Consider the following 18,395-nt stretch of genomic DNA (forward strand, 5'->3'; position numbering starts at 1 on the left):
GGAACTCCAATACTGGGGGCTTCTGCGTAGTCTGCCCCCATTTTTTGATCGTCCACCACAATGTTTAGGCCAGGCCTCAGCCATTTGCTCCACGGTCACTACTTACTCCACTGTCACGGATTTAGCCAGGTTCCGAGGTTGGTCGACGTCGGTGCCTTTGAGGATGGCGACGTGGTATGACAGCAGTTGCAAGGGCACGGTGAACAGGATCGGGGCCAGCCATTCGCTCATGGCCGGTAGTTTCACCACATGGTGTTGTTCACTGTCCGCGATGGTGACGGCGTGATCGGCAAACACAAAGAGTTCACCCCCTCGTGCGCCGACTTCCTGCAGGTTGGATTTGAGTTTTTCCAGGAGATCGTCATTGGGGGCGACGGCAATGACGGGCATATCCCGATCGACCAACGCCAGTGGGCCGTGTTTGAGCTCGCCAGCCGGGTAGGCTTCGGCATGAATATACGAAATTTCTTTAAGCTTTAAGGCGCCTTCTAACGCAATGGGAAATTGCGTGCCGCGACCCAAAAACAGGGCATGATGTTTTTCAGCAAAGGCCGCACTGAGCCGCTCAATTTGGGTGTCTAAATCCAGCACTTGCTGACAAAGCGTCGGCAGTTGGCGGAGGTCATCGACAATCTCTCGGGTTGTGGCGTCATCGAGCCCCTTGGCCTGGCGTAGCGCCAGCGTCAACAGCAGTAATGCGGTGAGCTGAGTCGTAAACGCTTTCGTTGAGGCCACGCCGATTTCAGGGCCAGCGTGCGTCATGAGGGTCAGGTCTGATTCTCGCATCAGCGATGAGCCCGGCACGTTACAGATCGCCAGGCTGCCCAGATAGCCTTGTGTTTTGGCAAAGCGCAGTGCGGCGAGTGTATCGGCGGTTTCACCAGACTGAGAAATCGTGATAAATAAGGTGGCTTCAGGGACGACCACTTGGCGATAGCGATATTCGCTGGCGACCTCAACCTGACAAGGCACACCGGCGAGGCGTTCAATCCAGTAACGCGCCACCATCCCAGCATGATAGCTGGTGCCACAGGCCACAATCTGGACTTGCTTGACGCTAGGCAGCAGTGCCATGGCGTCGCTACCCAACATCTGTGGCAGTACATGGTCGCCTGCCAGTCGGCCTTCCAGCGTATCCGCTAACACCTGCGGTTGTTCATGGATTTCTTTCAGCATGAAATGCTTAAAGTCGCCTTTGCTGGCGGCTTGATGACCATGTTCCCAACGGATGACGGGGCGCTCGACGGGCTGACCTTGCGCATTCAGCACTTCGAAATGATCCAGATGCAGGCGCGCGACATCGCCTTCTTCCAGATAAGCAAAGCGGTCCGTCACCTGCAGTAGGGCCAGCGGGTCTGAGCCACAGAAGTGCTCACCCATCCCAGCACCAATCACGAGCGGGCTGCCTTTGCGAGCGCAGACCAATTGCTGAGGCGCATCACGGTGGATCACGGCAATAGCATAAGCGCCTTCAAGCTGGCTCACGACCTGGTGAACGGCCTGGAGCAGGTCGTGGTGGGTTTGCATTGAGCGGCGAATCAAATGGGCCATCACTTCAGTATCGGTTTCGGAGCTGAAGTGAACGCCCTCGGCTTCTAGCTGGCGGCGTAGGGGCTCGTAATTCTCAATAATGCCGTTGTGCACTAGGGCTAATTCATTGGTGTCGCCATCACCGGCCATATGCGGGTGGGCATTGGCCTGGGTGGGGCGGCCATGGGTGGCCCAGCGGGTATGCGCAATCCCTAACGAACCATTCAGAGGCGAGTCACTTAAGGCGGCTTCTAATGCCGCCACTTTACCGACCGCACGCCGTCTGGAGAGCTGACCGTTTGGCTCTCGGATGGCCACGCCTGCAGAATCATAGCCGCGATACTCCAAGCGGCGCAGGCCTTCCAATAAAATGTCTCCAACTGGCCGTTCGGCGACGGCACCGACAATACCGCACATACTCAGCGCTCCTGTGCGTCAGTTTGTTTTTGAGGGCGTGGCCAGCCCATTTTTTGCATTTGGCGGCCACGGGCGACGGCCAAGGCATCGTCTTCAACATCTTTTGTGATGGTTGACCCGGCCCCCACGGTGGCGCGATCACCAATGCTGACCGGGGCCACCAGGCTCGAATTTGAGCCAATAAAGGCGGATTCGCCAATCACCGTTCGGGATTTATTGACGCCATCATAGTTGCAAGTAATGGTGCCAGCGCCAATGTTGGCATGGGCCCCCACTTCGGCATCGCCGAGATAGGTCAGGTGATTCACTTTGGCCCCTGTGCCGATATGCGACTGCTTCACCTCGACAAAATTACCGACCTTGGCTTGGGGCGCGAGTACGGCTCCGGGGCGTAGGCGGGCGAAAGGTCCCACCTGGTTTTTGCCTTGTGTTTTAGCCCCCTGCAAGTGGCTATAGGCTTCGATATAGGTATCGGCAGCGATATAACTATCACGAATGACACAATAAGGGCCGATATAAGCCCCCGACTCGATCACCACCTTGCCTTCAAAGACGCAGCCCACATCAATGACCACATCCTGCTCACAAATCAATTGACCTCGAACATCCATCCGCGCCGGGTCCATTAAGGTCACGCCTTGGGCCATCAGCTGCTCGGCCTGTCGCTGCTGAAACACTCGCTCTAATTGCGCCAGTTGTTGACGGTTATTCACCCCTTCCACTTCATAGTGAGCCTCGGGGGAGACGGTATTGACGGTGAGACCTTGTGTGACAGCCCAGGCGATAATATCGGTGAGGTAATATTCCCCTTGCGCATTGTCATTGGACATTTGGGGTAAAAAACGACGCAAATGCGCGCTGGATAATGCCAAGATCCCCGTATTGATTTCGCCAATTTGACGTTGGGCTTCAGTAGCATCTTTGTGCTCTACAATGGCCGAAACAGCCCCCTCGTGGGTTCTGACAATGCGGCCATAGCCGTTGGCATCATCCAGTGTAACGGTCAGAAGCCCTAAGTGTTCGGCATCAACCGTGGCCAGCAGCCGTTGTAATGTACGCGGCTGAATCAGGGGGACGTCGCCATATAAGATCAGGACCAAGCTCTCGTCATTTAAAGCGGGCGCTGCTTGGGCCACAGCATGGCCGGTGCCCAGTTGTTCGGTTTGCTGCACAAAGTGGATGGCTTGGCCTGCCAGTGCCGCTCTGATTTGTTCGTGACCATGTCCGACCACCATCTGAATTTGGGTCGGTGCTAACGGTTGGGCGGCATCCAGGACATGCTGGATCATGGGGCGCCCGGCCAGTGGATGCAGCACCTTGGGCAGTGCTGAACGCATGCGAGTCCCTTGGCCTGCTGCCAGGATCACAATATCAAGTGTCATGGTCTAACTCCTTAAACGGTACATCCACACAACAGTAAATCCACACGACGGTAACTCACATGCCGTGCCGAATATCATGACGCTGAGCTGTCATCGACACCTGCTGGGGCGGTGGGCTGGCAGGATGACAAAGGCGCCCGCTGAGCGGGGTCTTGGGGGGCGGGCACAAAGTCCGCTTGAGACATCATATGGCCCAGTTTATCCGCCTTAGTGGATAGGTAATGCGCATTGTGAGGGTTCAAGCCGGTTGTGATCGCCAGTCGTTCAGTGACATGGACATGGTAATGCTCCAATGCCTTCACTTTCCGAGGGTTGTTGGTCATCAGGCGAACCGATTGGATGCCAAGGTGAGTCAGCATCGGGCGCAACATGTGATATTCACGCATATCAGCGGCAAAACCCAGTTGCTCATTGGCCTCAACCGTGTCAGCGCCATTATCTTGTAAGTGGTAGGCTCTGATTTTATTCAATAGCCCGATGCCGCGGCCTTCCTGACGCAAGTAGAGCAAGGCGCCTCGACCTTCAGCCGCGATTCTGCGTAATGCTTCCTGCAATTGATAACCGCAGTCACAGCGCATCGAAAAGAGCGCATCTCCTGTTAAACACTCGGAGTGAACGCGGGCTAACACAGGCTCGCCAGATCCGACATCCCCCAATGTGAGGGCAATATGCTCTTTGCCTGTCTCTGGGTCTTCAAAGCCATGCATGGTAAACGTTGCCCAAGGGGTGGGCAGCTGTGAGGAAGCAACAAACTGGACGGTCACAGACAAATACCTCGACCTGATCAAAGTAATTAAGCCATTAAGCATTTTTTCATTAAGCAACAAACCACAGCGCCCGGTGTTTGTGATAGGCGACAGGCGTCATTGGGGCTATAGTTTGACATCCTCAACGCTTGTCGACCAGTTGAACTCTGTCTTTGTCGATGTGATCGTGCTCACATATCGCTATCGATAAGGGCAGTTGACGCTGGAAACGCCTCGGGGGCTGTGAAAGAATGCGTTGCCTTTCCAGTTGTGGTGAGCGTTGAGTGTGCTCGCAACAAGACTTTTCACCTTTGTTGATTTATGAAAATTGGAGATTTCACCATGGCAGAAGCTCAAGCGCAGACAGTTAAAATCAATGGTCAGGAGTATGCTCTGGATGCGCTCAGCGACACGGCCCGCCAGCAGTTGAATAACCTGCGTTTTACTGATGCTGAAATTCAACGTTTGCAGGCTCAATTAGCGATTGCACAGACTGCACGTTCGGCCTATGCACAGTCTCTTCAGGCTGAGCTGGATGCCCAAGGCGAAGAAAAGGCGGCACCGAAGAAAACAACGGCGCGTAAAACAACAACCCGTAAAACGACCGCACGCAAGACACCTGCTAAGAAGTCTTGATCTAGTTGGTTAAGTGTATGTCATGGATAGGCTGTCCGCTCAACGTGAGTGCTTGATGGACTATTCATGGCATCGTGAGTGCCCGAGTATTCAGCATCGCCTTCTAAGGCCTATGTGTCGGATGTATCGGTTGAATCATCGGCATTAAATATTGTCTATGACGCATTCAATGCACCCGGTGCTCTAAATTCAACGTTTTTACGAGTCTGAACTTCCATGCAATCATCCAGTACGACTGCCGATGACCTGAAAAGCGCGTTAAGCGCCAGTCGTCGAGGCTTTGTAGCTGTAGGCTTTTTCAGTTTGTTCATTAACTTACTGATGCTCACTGCCCCCCTTTATATGCTGCAGGTTTATGATCGTGTTGTCTCTGCACGCAGCACGGAAACGCTGATATTCCTGACGGCGATCATGGTGTTTATGTTTGCGGTGATGGGGTCATTAGAGTGGATTCGTTCACGTATTCTGGTCAGGGTCGGTAACCAGCTGGATAGCTACCTCAGTCGCCGTACTTATAGCGCCATGTTTGAAATGGGGGTGAAAAATGCGACTCAGCGCAGTGCTCAGCCCTTAAGTGATTTAAATACAATCCGTCAATTTATGACGGGCAATGGGTTATTTGCTTTTTTTGATGCGCCCTGGATGCCGATTTATATCGCATTATTGTTTGTGTTCCATGCGGCTTACGGCTGGTTTGCCATTGGTGCGGCCATTATTTTGTTTACAGTTGCGGTCTTCAATGAACGCTCGACGCGTAAGCAAATGCAAGAAGCCAATAGTGAGAACGTTAAGGCGCAGAACCTGGCCAATAGTAATTTGCGCAACAGTGAAGTGCTCCATGCCATGGGCATGCTGCCCGGTATTCAGCAGCGTTGGTATGAACGTCACCTTAGCTTCTTGAAAAAACAAACCTTGGCAAGTGATCGCGCCGGCATCTTCTCCAATATGTCTAAGGTGCTGCGTATGATGTTCCAGTCTCTGATCTTAGGGCTTGGGGCTTACTTCGTCATTCATAATGAGATGTCTCCCGGGATGATGATTGCGGGCTCGATTCTGTTGGGCCGCGCGTTGGCGCCGGTTGATTTGCTCATTAATACCTGGGGTGGATTCAATAACGCCCGTTCCTCCTATAAGCGCTTGAACGAGCTGCTGACACAAATCCCTTCATCACTAAGAAAAATGAGCCTACCCACCCCGCAAGGGAACGTGGCGTTGGAGACGGTTGTTGTGGTACCTCCAGGCTCTAAAACGCCGGCACTTAGAGGGCTTAATTTAGAAGTATCCCCAGGGGATCATGTCGGCATTATTGGCCCCAGTGCGGCGGGTAAGTCTACTTTGTCTCGTGCTCTGCTTGGCATTTGGCCGACTGCGAATGGGGCGATCCGTATCGATGGCGCTGATGTTCAACATTATAATCGCGACGAATTAGGCCCTCATGTCGGGTATTTACCGCAGGATATTGAGCTTTTTGACGGCTCGGTCAGTGAAAATATCGCGCGTTTTGGTGAGGTTGATTCTGAACAAGTCGTCAGAGCCGCAAAAAAAGCGGGTGTGCATGAAATGATTCTGCAGTTACCCGAAGGCTATGACACCGTCATCGGCAGTACTTCCGGTGCACTTTCTGGCGGTCAACGCCAGCGTATTGGGCTGGCCCGAGCCCTGTATGGCCATCCGAAAGTGGTGGTGTTGGACGAGCCGAACTCGAACCTCGATGACCAGGGCGAGCAGGCTTTGGCGCTCGCTTTAAAACAACTACATGACGAACAGGTGACCGTGTTTGTTGTGAGTCACCGCCCCGTTTTATTACGGAACGTGGATAAATTGTTGATGCTGAAAGACGGTCAGGTCCAAATGTTTGGTCCACGTGATGATGTGATGAAACAGTTGGCCCAACAACAGCAAGCCAAATCTGTACAACATCAAGGGGCCTGAGTAGGGCCATGCCCATAAGTCATCATGGGCGTTCTTAATTTTCTGTAATGGCGAATAAGCGATTACAAACCGGTAGAGATGTTGCCATGAGTAAGCAAGATATCGTCACGGCTGATGAGAAGCTCCCCAGTGAAGAAAGTGCGCGCTGGGTCAACGAAGAGACTTCAACGGCTGAACAGCAGGCGCAATATGATGATGTGCCCACCGATGATCGACGTTACATCATTCGCGGACTGATTTTTCTTTTTCTGACCTTTGGCTGTTTTAGCCTTTGGGCGGGGTTTGCACCGCTGTCCAGCGCGATTGTGACCCAAGGTGAAGTGGTGGTGGATAGCTATCGTAAATCGATCCAGCACTATGAAGGCGGCATTGTCGAGAACATTTACGTCCGTAATGGCGAGAATGTTAAAGCGGGTCAGCCGTTAGTGCAGCTCGAAACCACGCAATGGAAAGCGGAATTAGCAGCCAAGCGTGATCAGCTGTTAGCGGTGAAAACAGAGCTAGAGCGCTTACGTTCAGAGCAGGACTTTGAGCATGATTTAGTGTTCAGTGACCAGCTCAAGCAAGCGGCTGAAGAAGACCAAGATATTGCGGAAGTGATGGGGCAGCAAAAACAGCTCTATCAAGCCCGCGTTGAAGCTTATACCCAGCAACGTGAGGCCTTGGAAAACCAGATTGATCAGACTCGGCAGCAGGTGAAGGGTCTAGAATCCCAAAGCCATATTTTAGAAGAGCAAATTGCTTCCCTTCAGGATGAACAAAAAGCCTACGCGACCCTGTTCGAAGAAGGTCTTGGCGATGGGCAGCGTGCTCGAGAGCTGAAACGACAGACCCTTTCTCGTCAGAATGAGCTCTCCAAAGCACAGTCTGATATTGCGCGCTTAAATCTCAGTGTGAGCGAAGCCCGGATCAAACTCGCCTCGCAAAAGCAGGACTATCTCAAAGAAGTCGGTGAACAGATCAAAGAACAGCAGACCAAGTACTTTGGTTTGCAAGAAGAAGTCCGTGTGGCTGAAGATCGAGTCCGTCGTGCCACGATTCGGGCGCCAGAAGATGGCACCATCGTGGATATGCAGATTCACACAGTGGGCGGTGTGATTTCGTCAGGGCAAAAGCTCTTGGATCTGGTGCCACGAAGCAATCAGTTTGTTGTCGAAGCTAAGGTGCAGACCCAAGACATTAACGATATCTATGATGGCCAGAAGGCGGATATTCGTTTCTCTGCGTTCAATACCCGACTCACCAAAGTGATTGAGGGGGTCGTTGAAACCATTTCTGCAGACCGTCTCGTCAATGAGAAAGATGGTAGCCGTTATTACTTAGCGCGTGTTCGAGTGACCGACAAGGGCGCTAAAGATATGACTGAAGATATGCATCTTGTCCCTGGGATGCCGGCTGAAGTCATGATTCGAGGTGAGGATCGGACCTTATTCAGTTACTTGTTGAAGCCACTGGAAGACAGTTTTGCACGCAGCATGAAGGGGTATTAATCCATGTTGAAACTGACACCGACGTTGCAAGCCCTGATGCTGTCTGGCCTGGTGGCGATCTCATGGCCGGCTTGGGCTGAAGAAAGCGCATCATCTGTATCCGCCAATCAAGTTGATGACGAAGCCGATGCCAGCACTTCTGACCCCCGTACTGCTGGGGTCGATGGGGATACTTTCAAGGCAATACTCGGACAGGCGCGATCGCATGACCCTGATTTAAGGGCCGAGCAAATGCGTTATAAGGGGGAACAAGAAGAAACCAATATCGCATTGAGTGCCTTGCTGCCTCAGGTGAATGTGCAGGGTCGTTTCTCCCGCCAAGATTCGGATAACATTTATACCGACCAAGACAGTCAGTATTATGATCCAGACAAGCCACGATCAAGTGGCAAATTAAATGAAACCTATTATCAAGCGTCGATACAACAGACATTATTTGATTGGGCGAAATTTAAAGATCTGGATCGGGCTGATGCCTATGTGGCGGCCGCCGAGGCTCGCTTAAAAGGCGCCGAGCAAGAGCTGACCTACCGTGCTTCACAGGCCTACCTCAAGGTATTATTCCAATCCCAACAGGTGTATTTGAATAATAATAAGCTGGAGTCTTTACAGCTGAAACTGGCTCAGGCGCAGCGCCAAAACCAGTTGGGTGTGGGCGATCAGCTTAACCTCTTGGAAGTGCAGGCCCGTCGAGATTTGGCTCGGGCCGATTTGTTACAAGCGAAAAGTGATTTATCCGACGCCAAAACTGAGCTGCGTAAAATTACCGGCCAAGACGTCCAGGTGCCCGAGCGTTGGGTCAAGGCAGGTTATCTTATTGAGCCTCAACGGGTGGATAGCAACCTGGATGAATGGCTGAATATGGCCAAGCAGGGTTTTGAGTACCGTCAAGCCCAGCAAATGGTGCGCGAAGCGAAAGAGCAAGCGAGTGTTCAATGGGCCGGTCATTACCCAACGCTATCGCTGAGCTTGAGTTATAGCGATCGCCATTCAGAAGATGACTTGAACGAACGTACGGATAAAACGGCAGCATTACAGTTAGCGCTGCCGATTTATCAGGGCGGGCGTACACAGGCTCAAACGCGTCGTGCCGAAGCCCAGATGCAAGCCCAAATGGCGAAAAGTGATAAAGCATTGGCCGATGCACGACAGAAAATCCGGCTGTCATTTTCACGTTTAGGCAGTTTAGGTGAGCGATTGGAAGCTCTACGACAATCTCGCCAGTCGAGTGAGCGCTATTTAATTGCCGCTGAACGAGGCTTAAAGCTTAATCTCAGAAGCCAAGTCGAAGTGCTGGATGCGCGTACCCAATTGGTCGATACGCAACTGAAGTTTGCGGAGGCTTTAAATAATTATCTGACCGCAGATTTGGATCTGCATTATCAAACGGGCGATCTGACGGCGAACCATGTGGGCTATTACGATCAATTATTTCAGGATGCTGCGGCCAAGTTAAAACACGCTGTTTCAGCTGAAAATCCGGATATCTCGATTTAGTCTGGCCATTTTTTACCTTGGCAGGTGTCGCTTTGTCACGCAGTCTATTGAATTGGTTGCCACAACTCTTCGACCTCACCGCGGCGGTAATGGTGGGGGCTTTGGCAACCTTTTGGCTGATCGAGCCTGAGTGGCAGCCTGCTTATTACAGTCATACCCCTTTGTACCTGATGTCACTGTATTTGGCGGGATATTGGGTCCGTCTGTATGGCTCTTGGCGAGGGGCCCGCCTAGGCGAGTTGATGGTCTACTTGCTACTGGCCTGGGGGCTCGGCAGTGTACTGTTTACTTACCTCACTACCTTATTGAATACCATCCCAAGCCTTTCTCGTGGCTGGCTATTATGTTGGACCGTCGGTGGGTTCGGGGTGAGTGCTCTGTTTCGCTGGGGCGCTTATTCGGTGTTGCGCGCTTTACGGCGACGTGGCTTTAATCGAAAAAGTGTCATGTTGGTCGCGTCTGAAGCATCGGCTTTACGGATTCGTCAGAAGATTGAAGGCCTGCCCAACCTGGAATTCTATTTTGTTGATGACTTTGTGCTTGATCAGGCCCACATCGCTCAAACCGATGAGCAGTTTGAGGGGGTCTGCCAACAGCTGCTGGCGCGTTTGGACGCTAACCCTGTTGATGAAATCTGGATTGGTCTGCCATTGGCTGCAGGCGATAAAGTCAGATATTTACACGATGCCGTATCTCGGTATAGCGCATTGAATGTGCGTTATTTACCTGATTTGTCTGACTTTCGTTTGTTTAATCACCAGGTGCGACAAATCGGCGCCCTGCTGGTGCTGGATTTGTCGCGCACGCCGATGGAAGGCGGCGCACGACTCCTTAAGTTTTTTGAAGACCGTGTCCTCGGCTTATTGCTTTTTATTGTGTCACTTCCGGTGATGTTGTTGATTGCCTTGGTGGTTAAGTTGACCTCTAAAGGCCCTGTATTATTTAAACAATATCGCCAGGGGCTGGATGGTAAACCCTTTAAAATTTATAAGTTTCGGACCATGCACTATCAACCATCGGCCGCTTTCCAGCAAGCCTGCCATGGTGATCAGCGCATTACCCCTGTGGGGCGATTCTTAAGGCGTACCAGCCTTGATGAACTGCCTCAGTTTTACAATGTGCTTCAGGGCCGGATGTCGATTGTCGGCCCGCGTCCTCATGTGATGGAACAGAACGTTTATTACAGCAAGGTCATTAAGGCTTATATGCAGCGATACAGGGTGAAGCCGGGGATTACTGGGTGGGCACAAGTCCACGGCTTTAGGGGGCTGACAGAAACCGATGATGTGATGCGTAAGCGCGTCGAATATGACTTTTATTACATTAACAACTGGTCCCTTGTATTAGACTTGAAAATTATTGCCCTGACCGTGATCAACGGCTTTTTTAATCGTCAGCCTTAATCCAAGTTATTGATAAAGTTAAGTGCTTCATCAAATTAAGCCATTCATCTCGTGGTTGTCTTGTCCGCCGGAGCTCAGCATATGTCAGTCGCTTTTTCGTTGATCCTGCCTGTGCTGAATCCGAAACAATGGATGGACTCACTACTCCCTTTTCTTGAACAGCTCAGTACCCAATATGGGGCTCAGTGTATTGTGGTTGATTCTGGCTCAACTGATGGCAGTGTGGCCCAATGGCAGCAAAGTGAGGCCATTGAGCTTTACACTATTGAGCCGCAAGCATTTGACCATGGCGGTACACGAAACTGGGCGCTGCAATGGGTGAAACATGAGTTGGTCGTGTTGATGACTCAGGATGCCCTGCCGGTTGCGTCTGATGACTTGATACGCTTGTGTCAGGTCTTTGATAATCCTGCTGTTGGGGCGGCTTATGCACGTCAGTTGCCGCGCCCCGAGACGGCTTTCTTTGGGCGTCACTTGAGACTTTTTAATTATCCAAAGACGTCCTATCTAAGAGATCAATCCGATATCGAATGCTATGGACTCAAAGCCGCTTTTTTATCCAATTCTTGTTGTGCCTATCGGTTGCAGGATCTTCTTCATGTTGGGGGGTTTCCGGAGCGTTTGATTTTGGGGGAAGATATGGTCGTGGGGGCTCGACTGTTGAAAGCGGGTCGTTTGCTGGCTTATGTCGCTGAAGCCCAAGTCTGGCATGCCCATGACTATAGTGTTTGGCAAGAATGTCGACGTTACTTTGATATTGGTGCGATGCATGCCCATCAGCCATGGTTGCTGAATGAATTCGGTTCACCTGAAGGTGAAGGCTGGCGTTTTGTGCGTAGCGAATGGAGAATGATCATCCAGCAACATCAATGGTGGCTATGGCCGGTGAGCCTTGTGCGTAATGCCTTTAAATTGCTGGGCTATCGTTTAGGTCGCTTACATCGATACTGGCCTGTCTGGGTGAATCGACACCTCAGTATGCATCGTGGTTGGTGGTAGTCTTTTGGGCGAGCGTGACTTATTTTTTTATTGAGCTTGATGGTTGGACGAGGAGTTGTGGCGTGAAGTTGATGATTACCGGCGGTGCCGGCTTTATAGGTGGCGCTGTGGTCAGAACCCTGATCAATGAGACTGACCATCAAGTGGTGAATGTCGATAAACTGACTTATGCCGGTAATCTCGAGTCTTTGGCTGAGGTCTCCGCAAGCGATCGTTATCACTTTGTGCAAGCCGATATCGCTGATGCCGAGGCGATGGCGCACATCCTGGCGCAACATCAACCTGATAAGATCATGCATTTGGCGGCGGAAAGTCACGTGGATCGATCCATTGATGGGCCCGCAGACTTTATTCAAACCAATATTGTCGGCACTTATACGCTGCTCGAAGCGGCGCGACATTATTGGCAGTCTCTGAATCAGAGTGCCTCACCGGAAGCTTTACAAAAAGCTCAGCAGTTCCGTTTTCACCATGTCAGTACCGATGAGGTCTATGGGGATTTGGCCCATACGGATGATCTTTTTACTGAATCCACGCCTTATGCGCCCAGCTCGCCTTACTCTGCCAGTAAAGCCAGTTCAGATCATCTCGTCCGCGCTTGGTACCGCACCTTCGGTTTGCCGGTCGTGCTGACGAACTGCTCGAATAACTATGGCCCTTATCATTTTCCGGAAAAGTTAATTCCTTTAATGATTTTGAACGCCCTTTCAGGCAAGCCCCTTCCGGTGTATGGCGATGGCCAGCAGATCCGGGATTGGTTGTATGTAGAAGATCACGCGCGTGCGCTGATTAAAGTCTCATTAGACGGGCATACGGGGGACACCTACAACATCGGCGGCCATAATGAGAAAACTAATCTCGATGTTGTGTATACGCTCTGTGACTTATTGCAGGCACGGGTGCCCCCTGCATCGGGGCACTACCGCGATCTGATCACCTTTGTACCCGACCGGCCGGGTCATGATCTGCGTTACGCCATTGATGCCCGTAAAATCCAGCGAGAACTGGGTTGGACACCGTCTGAGACCTTTGAGACGGGGATGGCCAAAACCGTCGACTGGTTTTTAACGCATACCCAGTGGTGTCAAAATGTGCTGGATGGGAGTTACCGAGGGGAGCGTCTGGGCTTGCAGGGACTTCATTCAGCCGTACAGGATTCAGGAGCGCTGCCCTCATGAATCCTGCACGCAAAATTTTAGTCACTGGTGGTCAAGGTCAGGTGGGGTTTGAGTTGCAACGGGCAATGGCCCCTTTCGGCGAGGTTTTGGCGCCCTCTAGGGCCGTGTTGGACTTATCCGATGCTCAAGCCGTGGACCAGTATCTCACGGCTTATCAGCCGGATTGGATTATGAATGCGGCGGCTTATACGGCGGTAGATCGTGCCGAACAGGAACCTGATTTAGCACATCGACTGAATGCGGCCTTACCCGCACAATTGAGTCGTTATCTATCGGGGCGGCCTGGCTCATTGGTGCACTATTCATCGGATTACGTTTACAACGGTCAAGGGGAGCGCCCTTGGCAAGAGGGTGATGAGCCCGGTCCCTTATCCGTTTATGGGCACACCAAGTTGGCCGGTGATAACGCCGTGCTGGCGGGTGATCATCACCATCTGGTATTTCGCACCAGTTGGGTTTACTCAGCACGGGGTCAGAACTTTATGAAAACCATGCTGAGATTGGCTCAAACAAGGCCCGAGCTGTCGATTGTCAATGACCAGATTGGCGCGCCGACCCCCGCCCGCCTGATTGCTCAGATCACGGCTTTGTCACTGTATCAGGCGGTCTCTGAACAACATGCACCATTAGCTTCTGGTGTGTATCATCTGACCAGTTCCGGCTCAACCAGCTGGTTCGGGTTCGCACAACAGATTTTTGATGCCGCCGGTCAGCTGGGGATGCCCTTAACGTTGGATCCCACCAAGCTCAAGGGTATTCCGACGCGAGAATATCCGACGCCTGCATCCCGGCCACTGAATTCACGGTTGTCACTGACGAAACTGGAGCAAGCATTGGGGGTTCGGCTCCCCAGTTGGCAAGAAGGTCTCCAGCATACAATAGAAGAATATGTTGACATGACGGCTTAAACAGTCGCTATGCGGCACTGATTGAGAGTCTCTTATGGTTCGTAAAGGTATTATTCTCGCAGGGGGATCGGGCACTCGATTGCACCCTGTCACCTGTGGTGTCTCCAAGCAACTGCTGCCTATTTATGACAAACCGATGGTGTATTACCCCTTGTCGGTGTTGATGTTGGCGGGCATTCGTGAGGTGCTGATCATTTCTACTCCGGATGATCTGCCTCACTATCAAAAGCTATTAGGTGATGGCCATCATTTTGGTTTAGCGTTGCAGTATGCCGAACAGCCTTCTCCCGACGGTTTAGCCCAAGCATTTATTTTGGGTGAAGACTTTATTGGCGACGATAATGTTTGTCTGGTGTTGGGAGATAATATTTTTCATGGCCAACATTTTTCGGATCAATTGAAACGTGCCGCTGCACGTCGTACAGGTGCGACCGTTTTTGGTTATCAAGTGACTGATCCTGAACGCTTTGGTGTCGTGGAGTTTGATGCTGAAGGTAAGGCCATCTCCATCGAAGAAAAGCCTGAATCGCCTAAATCATCTTATGCCGTCACTGGCCTTTATTTCTATGACAATGATGTGATTGACATCGCCAAAGCGGTCGAACCTTCAGCGCGAGGCGAGCTGGAAATCACCAGCATTAATAATGCTTATTTGGCCCGTGGTGACTTGAGTGTCGAGCGGTTGGGGCGTGGTTTTGCCTGGTTGGATACCGGCACCCACGACAGCTTGCTGGAAGCTTCTCAATATGTGCAAACGATTGAGCATCGCCAAGGCATGAAAGTCGCCTGTTTGGAAGAAATTGCTTGGCAACAAGGCTGGTTAGATCGAGAAACCCTCGAACAACGGGGTCTTGAAATGGCGAAAACAGGCTATGGCCAGTACTTATTGAAATTGGCAAAGGGATTGACGGAATGAAGGTCTTGGAGACGGTGCTTGCCGGCGTCAAAATCATTGAGCCTCAGGTCTTTGGCGATAGTCGTGGCTTTTTTAAAGAGACCTTCAGTGCTGAGCGTTATCGGCAAGAGGCCGGGATTGACCTGCCCTTTGTCCAGGATAATCACTCCCGCTCAACCCAAGGGGTGTTACGGGGGCTACATTTTCAACAACAGCGGCCTCAAGGTAAGCTGGTCAGTGTGACGCGTGGTGCGGTTTATGATGTCGCCGTTGATATCAATCCGAATTCTCCCACCTGTGGACAATATGTCGGTGTTGAACTGAGTGACGATAATCATCGTCAACTCTGGATTCCACCCGGTTATGCACATGGATTCTGTGTACTGTCTGATGTGGTCGATTTTGTCTACAAATGCACCGACTATTATCACCCGGAAGATGAAGGCGGATTGGCTTGGAACTGTCCTGATGTTGCCATTCCTTGGCCTATTCAGCAGCCGCGCTTGTCTGAGAAAGATCAAGTATATCCAGACCTCAAAGGCCTGCTAGGGACCAAGATGTCTTAATGGATCTCTGATCTGAAGATGTTTAGACGTCTCCCTCGTCGATCACCGTCATGCTAAATGGCCCGTTAATCTGTAGGTTTGATATGGATATACCTCAGCCCATCGCCGTTGTCATTCCTTGCTATAAGGTGTGCGATCACATCTTGACGCTTCTCAAGCAAATTCCCGATTTTATCGATCGAATTTATGTGGTAGATGATGCTTGCCCGGACCAGAGTGGTCAGTTCGTGCTGGATCATCAAGCTGACCCTCGCGTTGAAGTGATCGTTCACGATCATAATCAAGGCGTGGGGGGGGCGGTGATGACGGGCTATCAAGCTGCGATGCGCGATCACATGATGATTGTGGTCAAGGTGGATGGTGATGGCCAAATGGACCCGGCTTTAATTCCTGATTTTGTTGAACCGATTTTGATGGGCGAAGCGGATTACACCAAAGGTAATCGTTTTTATGATCTGGAAGATGTTCAAGCGATGCCGCGAATTCGTCTATTGGGTAATGCCGGTTTGTCATTATTGAATAAACTGTCTTCGGGGTATTGGCATTTATTTGATCCTACCAACGGTTATACGGCGATTCATGTCGATGTCTTGAGGCGGCTGCCTTTTGCGAAGATCAGTCAACGGTACTTTTTTGAAACCGATATGCTCTTTCGCCTGAATACCTTACGTGCTGTGGTACATGATGTGCCGATGACCGCGCATTACGGCGATGAAGTCAGCCATTTGAATATTCGTAAGATTTTTGGCGAATTTCTAATTAAGCATCTCCGTAATTTGGGCAAACGGATTTTTTATAATTATTACTTAAGAGATGTTTCGCTGGCCTCGATTGAGCTCCCCGTTGGGCTGGGGCTGCTGCTATTTGGTGCCTGTTTTGGCAGTGCTCATTGGTATCATAGCGTCTCTACAGGGCAGGCGACGCCTACGGGCACGGTGATGCTGGCTGCATTGCCGATTATTGTCGGTGTTCAATTTATTATGGCGTTTATTGGCCATGATGTGGCCTCTGTGCCGCAAAGACCGCTTCATCGACGACTGTTCGGCATGTTGAGAAAAGGCCAGTAACATGACTTACTTTATTGCCATTTTATGTGTGATCGGGATTGCGGCCGGGCAGATTTTATTTAAATTAAGTGCGGCCAGCTGGCATCGCACCGGTTCATTATTTGATCCTTCCACACTCGTCACCTTATTAAGTGCGTTAGCCCTGTATGGCATCACCACCATCGCTTGGGTTTGGGTCTTGCAGAAAATTGATTTAGGCAAAGCTTACCCCCTGATGGCGCTCGCTTTCGTGCTGGTGCCGATTGGCAGTTATTTTATTTTAGGGGAGCGGTTTCAAACCCAATACTTTATGGGCGTCGCCTTGATTATGGCGGGGATTATGTTAGCCGTCAGGGCTCAAGCATGATGCTGTGGCGTCATGCTCAATGTTGGGGGATGGCGGGCTGGTTATGTACCGCTTTAATGTGTGTGGTGTTTGTTGCGGTGACCCCAGACTTTCAGTCGCCCGATGAGCCTGATCATATTAAGCGGGCTTATTGGCTGATGGCGGGGTACCTCTGGCTCTCAACGCCACCGGGCGAATCATCGGGGGAGCAGCTCGATAAAGGCCTCAACCATTATATGTCGGCCTATATGTGGCTGAAGCAATCCCCACAACATGTGGTGACCCGCCAAGCGCTAGCCTCTGTGAAGTCGATAACATGGCAGCATGAGACGGCGTTTAGCGCTGCACCCGGCACAGGCTACTATTTCCCTTTGCTCTATCTGCCCCAGGGGATTGGGCTTTATCTCGGACAAGTATTTGATCTGACGATTCATCAGAGTTACCAGCTGGCGCGATTATTGGCGCTTGCCAGCTGCTTGGCGTTATTGGCCTGCGCGATTCGGCTCTATCCATTACCGCCTTTAGCCTGGGCGGTGCTGTTTTTACCCATGAATCTTTTTCAATGGAGCGCGGCAAGCCTGGATGGACTGTCAACGGCACTCACACTGGTCATCCTCTCGACGTTTATGCGGTTATGGTCTTTACCCAGACATGAGCCTTTAGCAATTCGGTTGAGGGCTCTGTTGTTGGTGAGCCTCTTTGTCCTGGTGGCAACACGTATTCATATGGCCCCTTTATTTCTGATGCCGTTGCTATTGGCTTGGCGTGATCGCCAGTTGAGTGATGCGTTATGGGGCCTCGGTGTGGCGAGCGCCGTACTGGTCTGGCTTGGGTCTGCCATCATGATGACCGTCGACCACCGAATCTCCGGGACGTTAGGGGCTGTGGGGACACTGCAAGCCTATTGGCATCACCCTCAAGCGTTATGGGATATTCTGGCCAATACGCTGACCTCAAGCACGCTACTGAGCTTTTATGGCGCGTCTTTTATCGGGATCTTGGGGTGGCTTGATGTGCGGCTGAGCCCTCTCACTTATGGCATTCTGGCCATGGCTTTTCTGATCATATCAATGGCTGCTATTCAGTATCGCGCTCGCGATGCGATGAACCGTTATGGTCGATTATCGCTCGGTGTGATGAGTCTCAGTGCGGTTCTACTGACGTTCCTGGCGCTCTTGTTGACCTGGACGCCTTTTCCCAGTGAGTTTATTCAAGGAGTTCAAGGACGTTATTTTTTGATGCCTGCGCTTGTCATGGCGTATGCCGTGTCTGCTGGTACGGCTGAGTTGAGCCCTTGGCGGTTGGGGGTGACCGGAGGGGGCCTGGTGGGACTCTTAAGCATTGGGATGTATGCATCGATTCACGGATTAATCCTCCGCTACTATATGGCGCCTTGATCCGTGAGGGGTCTTATGAGTGACGGA

Annotated in this window: 16 protein-coding genes; 13 read left to right on the forward strand and 3 right to left on the reverse strand. The window is 51.5% G+C overall.

Annotation, left to right across the window (positions count from 1 at the left end):
• Positions 1-102: 102 nt before the first annotated feature.
• The 3 genes from glmS to ribA all read right to left on the reverse strand — a co-directional run bounded on the left by glmS (position 103) and on the right by ribA (position 4,093).
• On the reverse strand, positions 103-1,947 hold the full coding sequence (gene glmS, locus BFW38_RS16090; protein ID WP_068999805.1) for a glutamine--fructose-6-phosphate transaminase (isomerizing): 1,845 nt from the start codon (positions 1,945-1,947) through the stop codon (positions 103-105).
• 2 nt (positions 1,948-1,949) lie between these two features.
• Positions 1,950-3,329, reverse strand: coding sequence for a bifunctional UDP-N-acetylglucosamine diphosphorylase/glucosamine-1-phosphate N-acetyltransferase GlmU (gene glmU, locus BFW38_RS16095; protein WP_068999806.1), 1,380 nt, complete (start codon positions 3,327-3,329; stop codon positions 1,950-1,952).
• 74 nt (positions 3,330-3,403) lie between these two features.
• The gene (gene ribA, locus BFW38_RS16100; RefSeq protein ID WP_084004834.1) at positions 3,404-4,093 is read right to left on the reverse strand and encodes a GTP cyclohydrolase II; all 690 of its coding nucleotides are present in this window, start codon (positions 4,091-4,093) and stop codon (positions 3,404-3,406) included.
• A 324-nt stretch (positions 4,094-4,417) separates the two neighbouring features.
• Here ribA and BFW38_RS16105 point away from each other — a divergent pair, with 324 nt between their 5' ends.
• The 13 genes from BFW38_RS16105 to BFW38_RS16165 all read left to right on the forward strand — a co-directional run bounded on the left by BFW38_RS16105 (position 4,418) and on the right by BFW38_RS16165 (position 18,368).
• Positions 4,418-4,711: a DUF6447 family protein gene (locus BFW38_RS16105; protein WP_068999807.1), complete on the forward strand. Its 294-nt coding sequence runs from the start codon at positions 4,418-4,420 to the stop codon at positions 4,709-4,711.
• Between the two features lie 216 nt (positions 4,712-4,927).
• Positions 4,928-6,643, forward strand: a complete 1,716-nt coding sequence (locus BFW38_RS16110; RefSeq protein WP_068999808.1) for a type I secretion system permease/ATPase — start codon at positions 4,928-4,930, stop codon at positions 6,641-6,643.
• A gap of 86 nt (positions 6,644-6,729) precedes the next feature.
• Positions 6,730-8,133 (forward strand): HlyD family type I secretion periplasmic adaptor subunit, encoded by a 1,404-nt coding sequence (locus tag BFW38_RS16115; RefSeq protein ID WP_175401002.1) that lies wholly within the window; start codon positions 6,730-6,732, stop codon positions 8,131-8,133.
• 3 nt (positions 8,134-8,136) lie between these two features.
• Positions 8,137-9,630 carry a TolC family protein gene (locus BFW38_RS16120; protein WP_068999810.1) on the forward strand — a complete coding sequence of 498 codons (1,494 nt, stop codon included), beginning with the start codon at positions 8,137-8,139 and terminating at the stop codon, positions 9,628-9,630.
• 32 nt (positions 9,631-9,662) lie between these two features.
• Entirely contained in the window at positions 9,663-11,033 is a 1,371-nt protein-coding gene (locus BFW38_RS16125; RefSeq protein ID WP_139116651.1) for an undecaprenyl-phosphate glucose phosphotransferase, read from the forward strand.
• Positions 11,034-11,114: 81 nt separating this feature from the next.
• Positions 11,115-12,032, forward strand: coding sequence for a glycosyltransferase family 2 protein (locus tag BFW38_RS16130; protein ID WP_068999811.1), 918 nt, complete (start codon positions 11,115-11,117; stop codon positions 12,030-12,032).
• Between the two features lie 62 nt (positions 12,033-12,094).
• Positions 12,095-13,210, forward strand: a complete 1,116-nt coding sequence (gene rfbB / locus BFW38_RS16135; protein ID WP_068999812.1) for a dTDP-glucose 4,6-dehydratase — start codon at positions 12,095-12,097, stop codon at positions 13,208-13,210.
• The gene (gene rfbD / locus BFW38_RS16140; protein WP_068999813.1) at positions 13,207-14,118 is read left to right on the forward strand and encodes a dTDP-4-dehydrorhamnose reductase; all 912 of its coding nucleotides are present in this window, start codon (positions 13,207-13,209) and stop codon (positions 14,116-14,118) included. Before rfbB ends, rfbD begins: the two co-directional genes overlap by 4 nt.
• A 34-nt stretch (positions 14,119-14,152) precedes the next feature.
• Positions 14,153-15,034 (forward strand): glucose-1-phosphate thymidylyltransferase RfbA, encoded by an 882-nt coding sequence (gene rfbA, locus BFW38_RS16145; protein ID WP_068999814.1) that lies wholly within the window; start codon positions 14,153-14,155, stop codon positions 15,032-15,034.
• Positions 15,031-15,579: a dTDP-4-dehydrorhamnose 3,5-epimerase gene (rfbC, locus tag BFW38_RS16150; protein WP_068999815.1), complete on the forward strand. Its 549-nt coding sequence runs from the start codon at positions 15,031-15,033 to the stop codon at positions 15,577-15,579. Before rfbA ends, rfbC begins: the two co-directional genes overlap by 4 nt.
• 83 nt (positions 15,580-15,662) lie before the next feature.
• Entirely contained in the window at positions 15,663-16,646 is a 984-nt protein-coding gene (locus BFW38_RS16155; RefSeq protein WP_068999816.1) for a glycosyltransferase, read from the forward strand.
• A 1-nt stretch (position 16,647) separates the two neighbouring features.
• Positions 16,648-16,992 (forward strand): EamA family transporter, encoded by a 345-nt coding sequence (locus tag BFW38_RS16160; protein ID WP_068999817.1) that lies wholly within the window; start codon positions 16,648-16,650, stop codon positions 16,990-16,992.
• Entirely contained in the window at positions 16,989-18,368 is a 1,380-nt protein-coding gene (locus BFW38_RS16165; protein ID WP_068999818.1) for a DUF2142 domain-containing protein, read from the forward strand. Before BFW38_RS16160 ends, BFW38_RS16165 begins: the two co-directional genes overlap by 4 nt.
• The last annotated feature ends 27 nt before the right edge of the window (positions 18,369-18,395 follow it).

Source organism: Terasakiispira papahanaumokuakeensis (genome assembly GCF_001709345.1).
Classification (GTDB): domain Bacteria; phylum Pseudomonadota; class Gammaproteobacteria; order Pseudomonadales; family Halomonadaceae; genus Terasakiispira; species Terasakiispira papahanaumokuakeensis.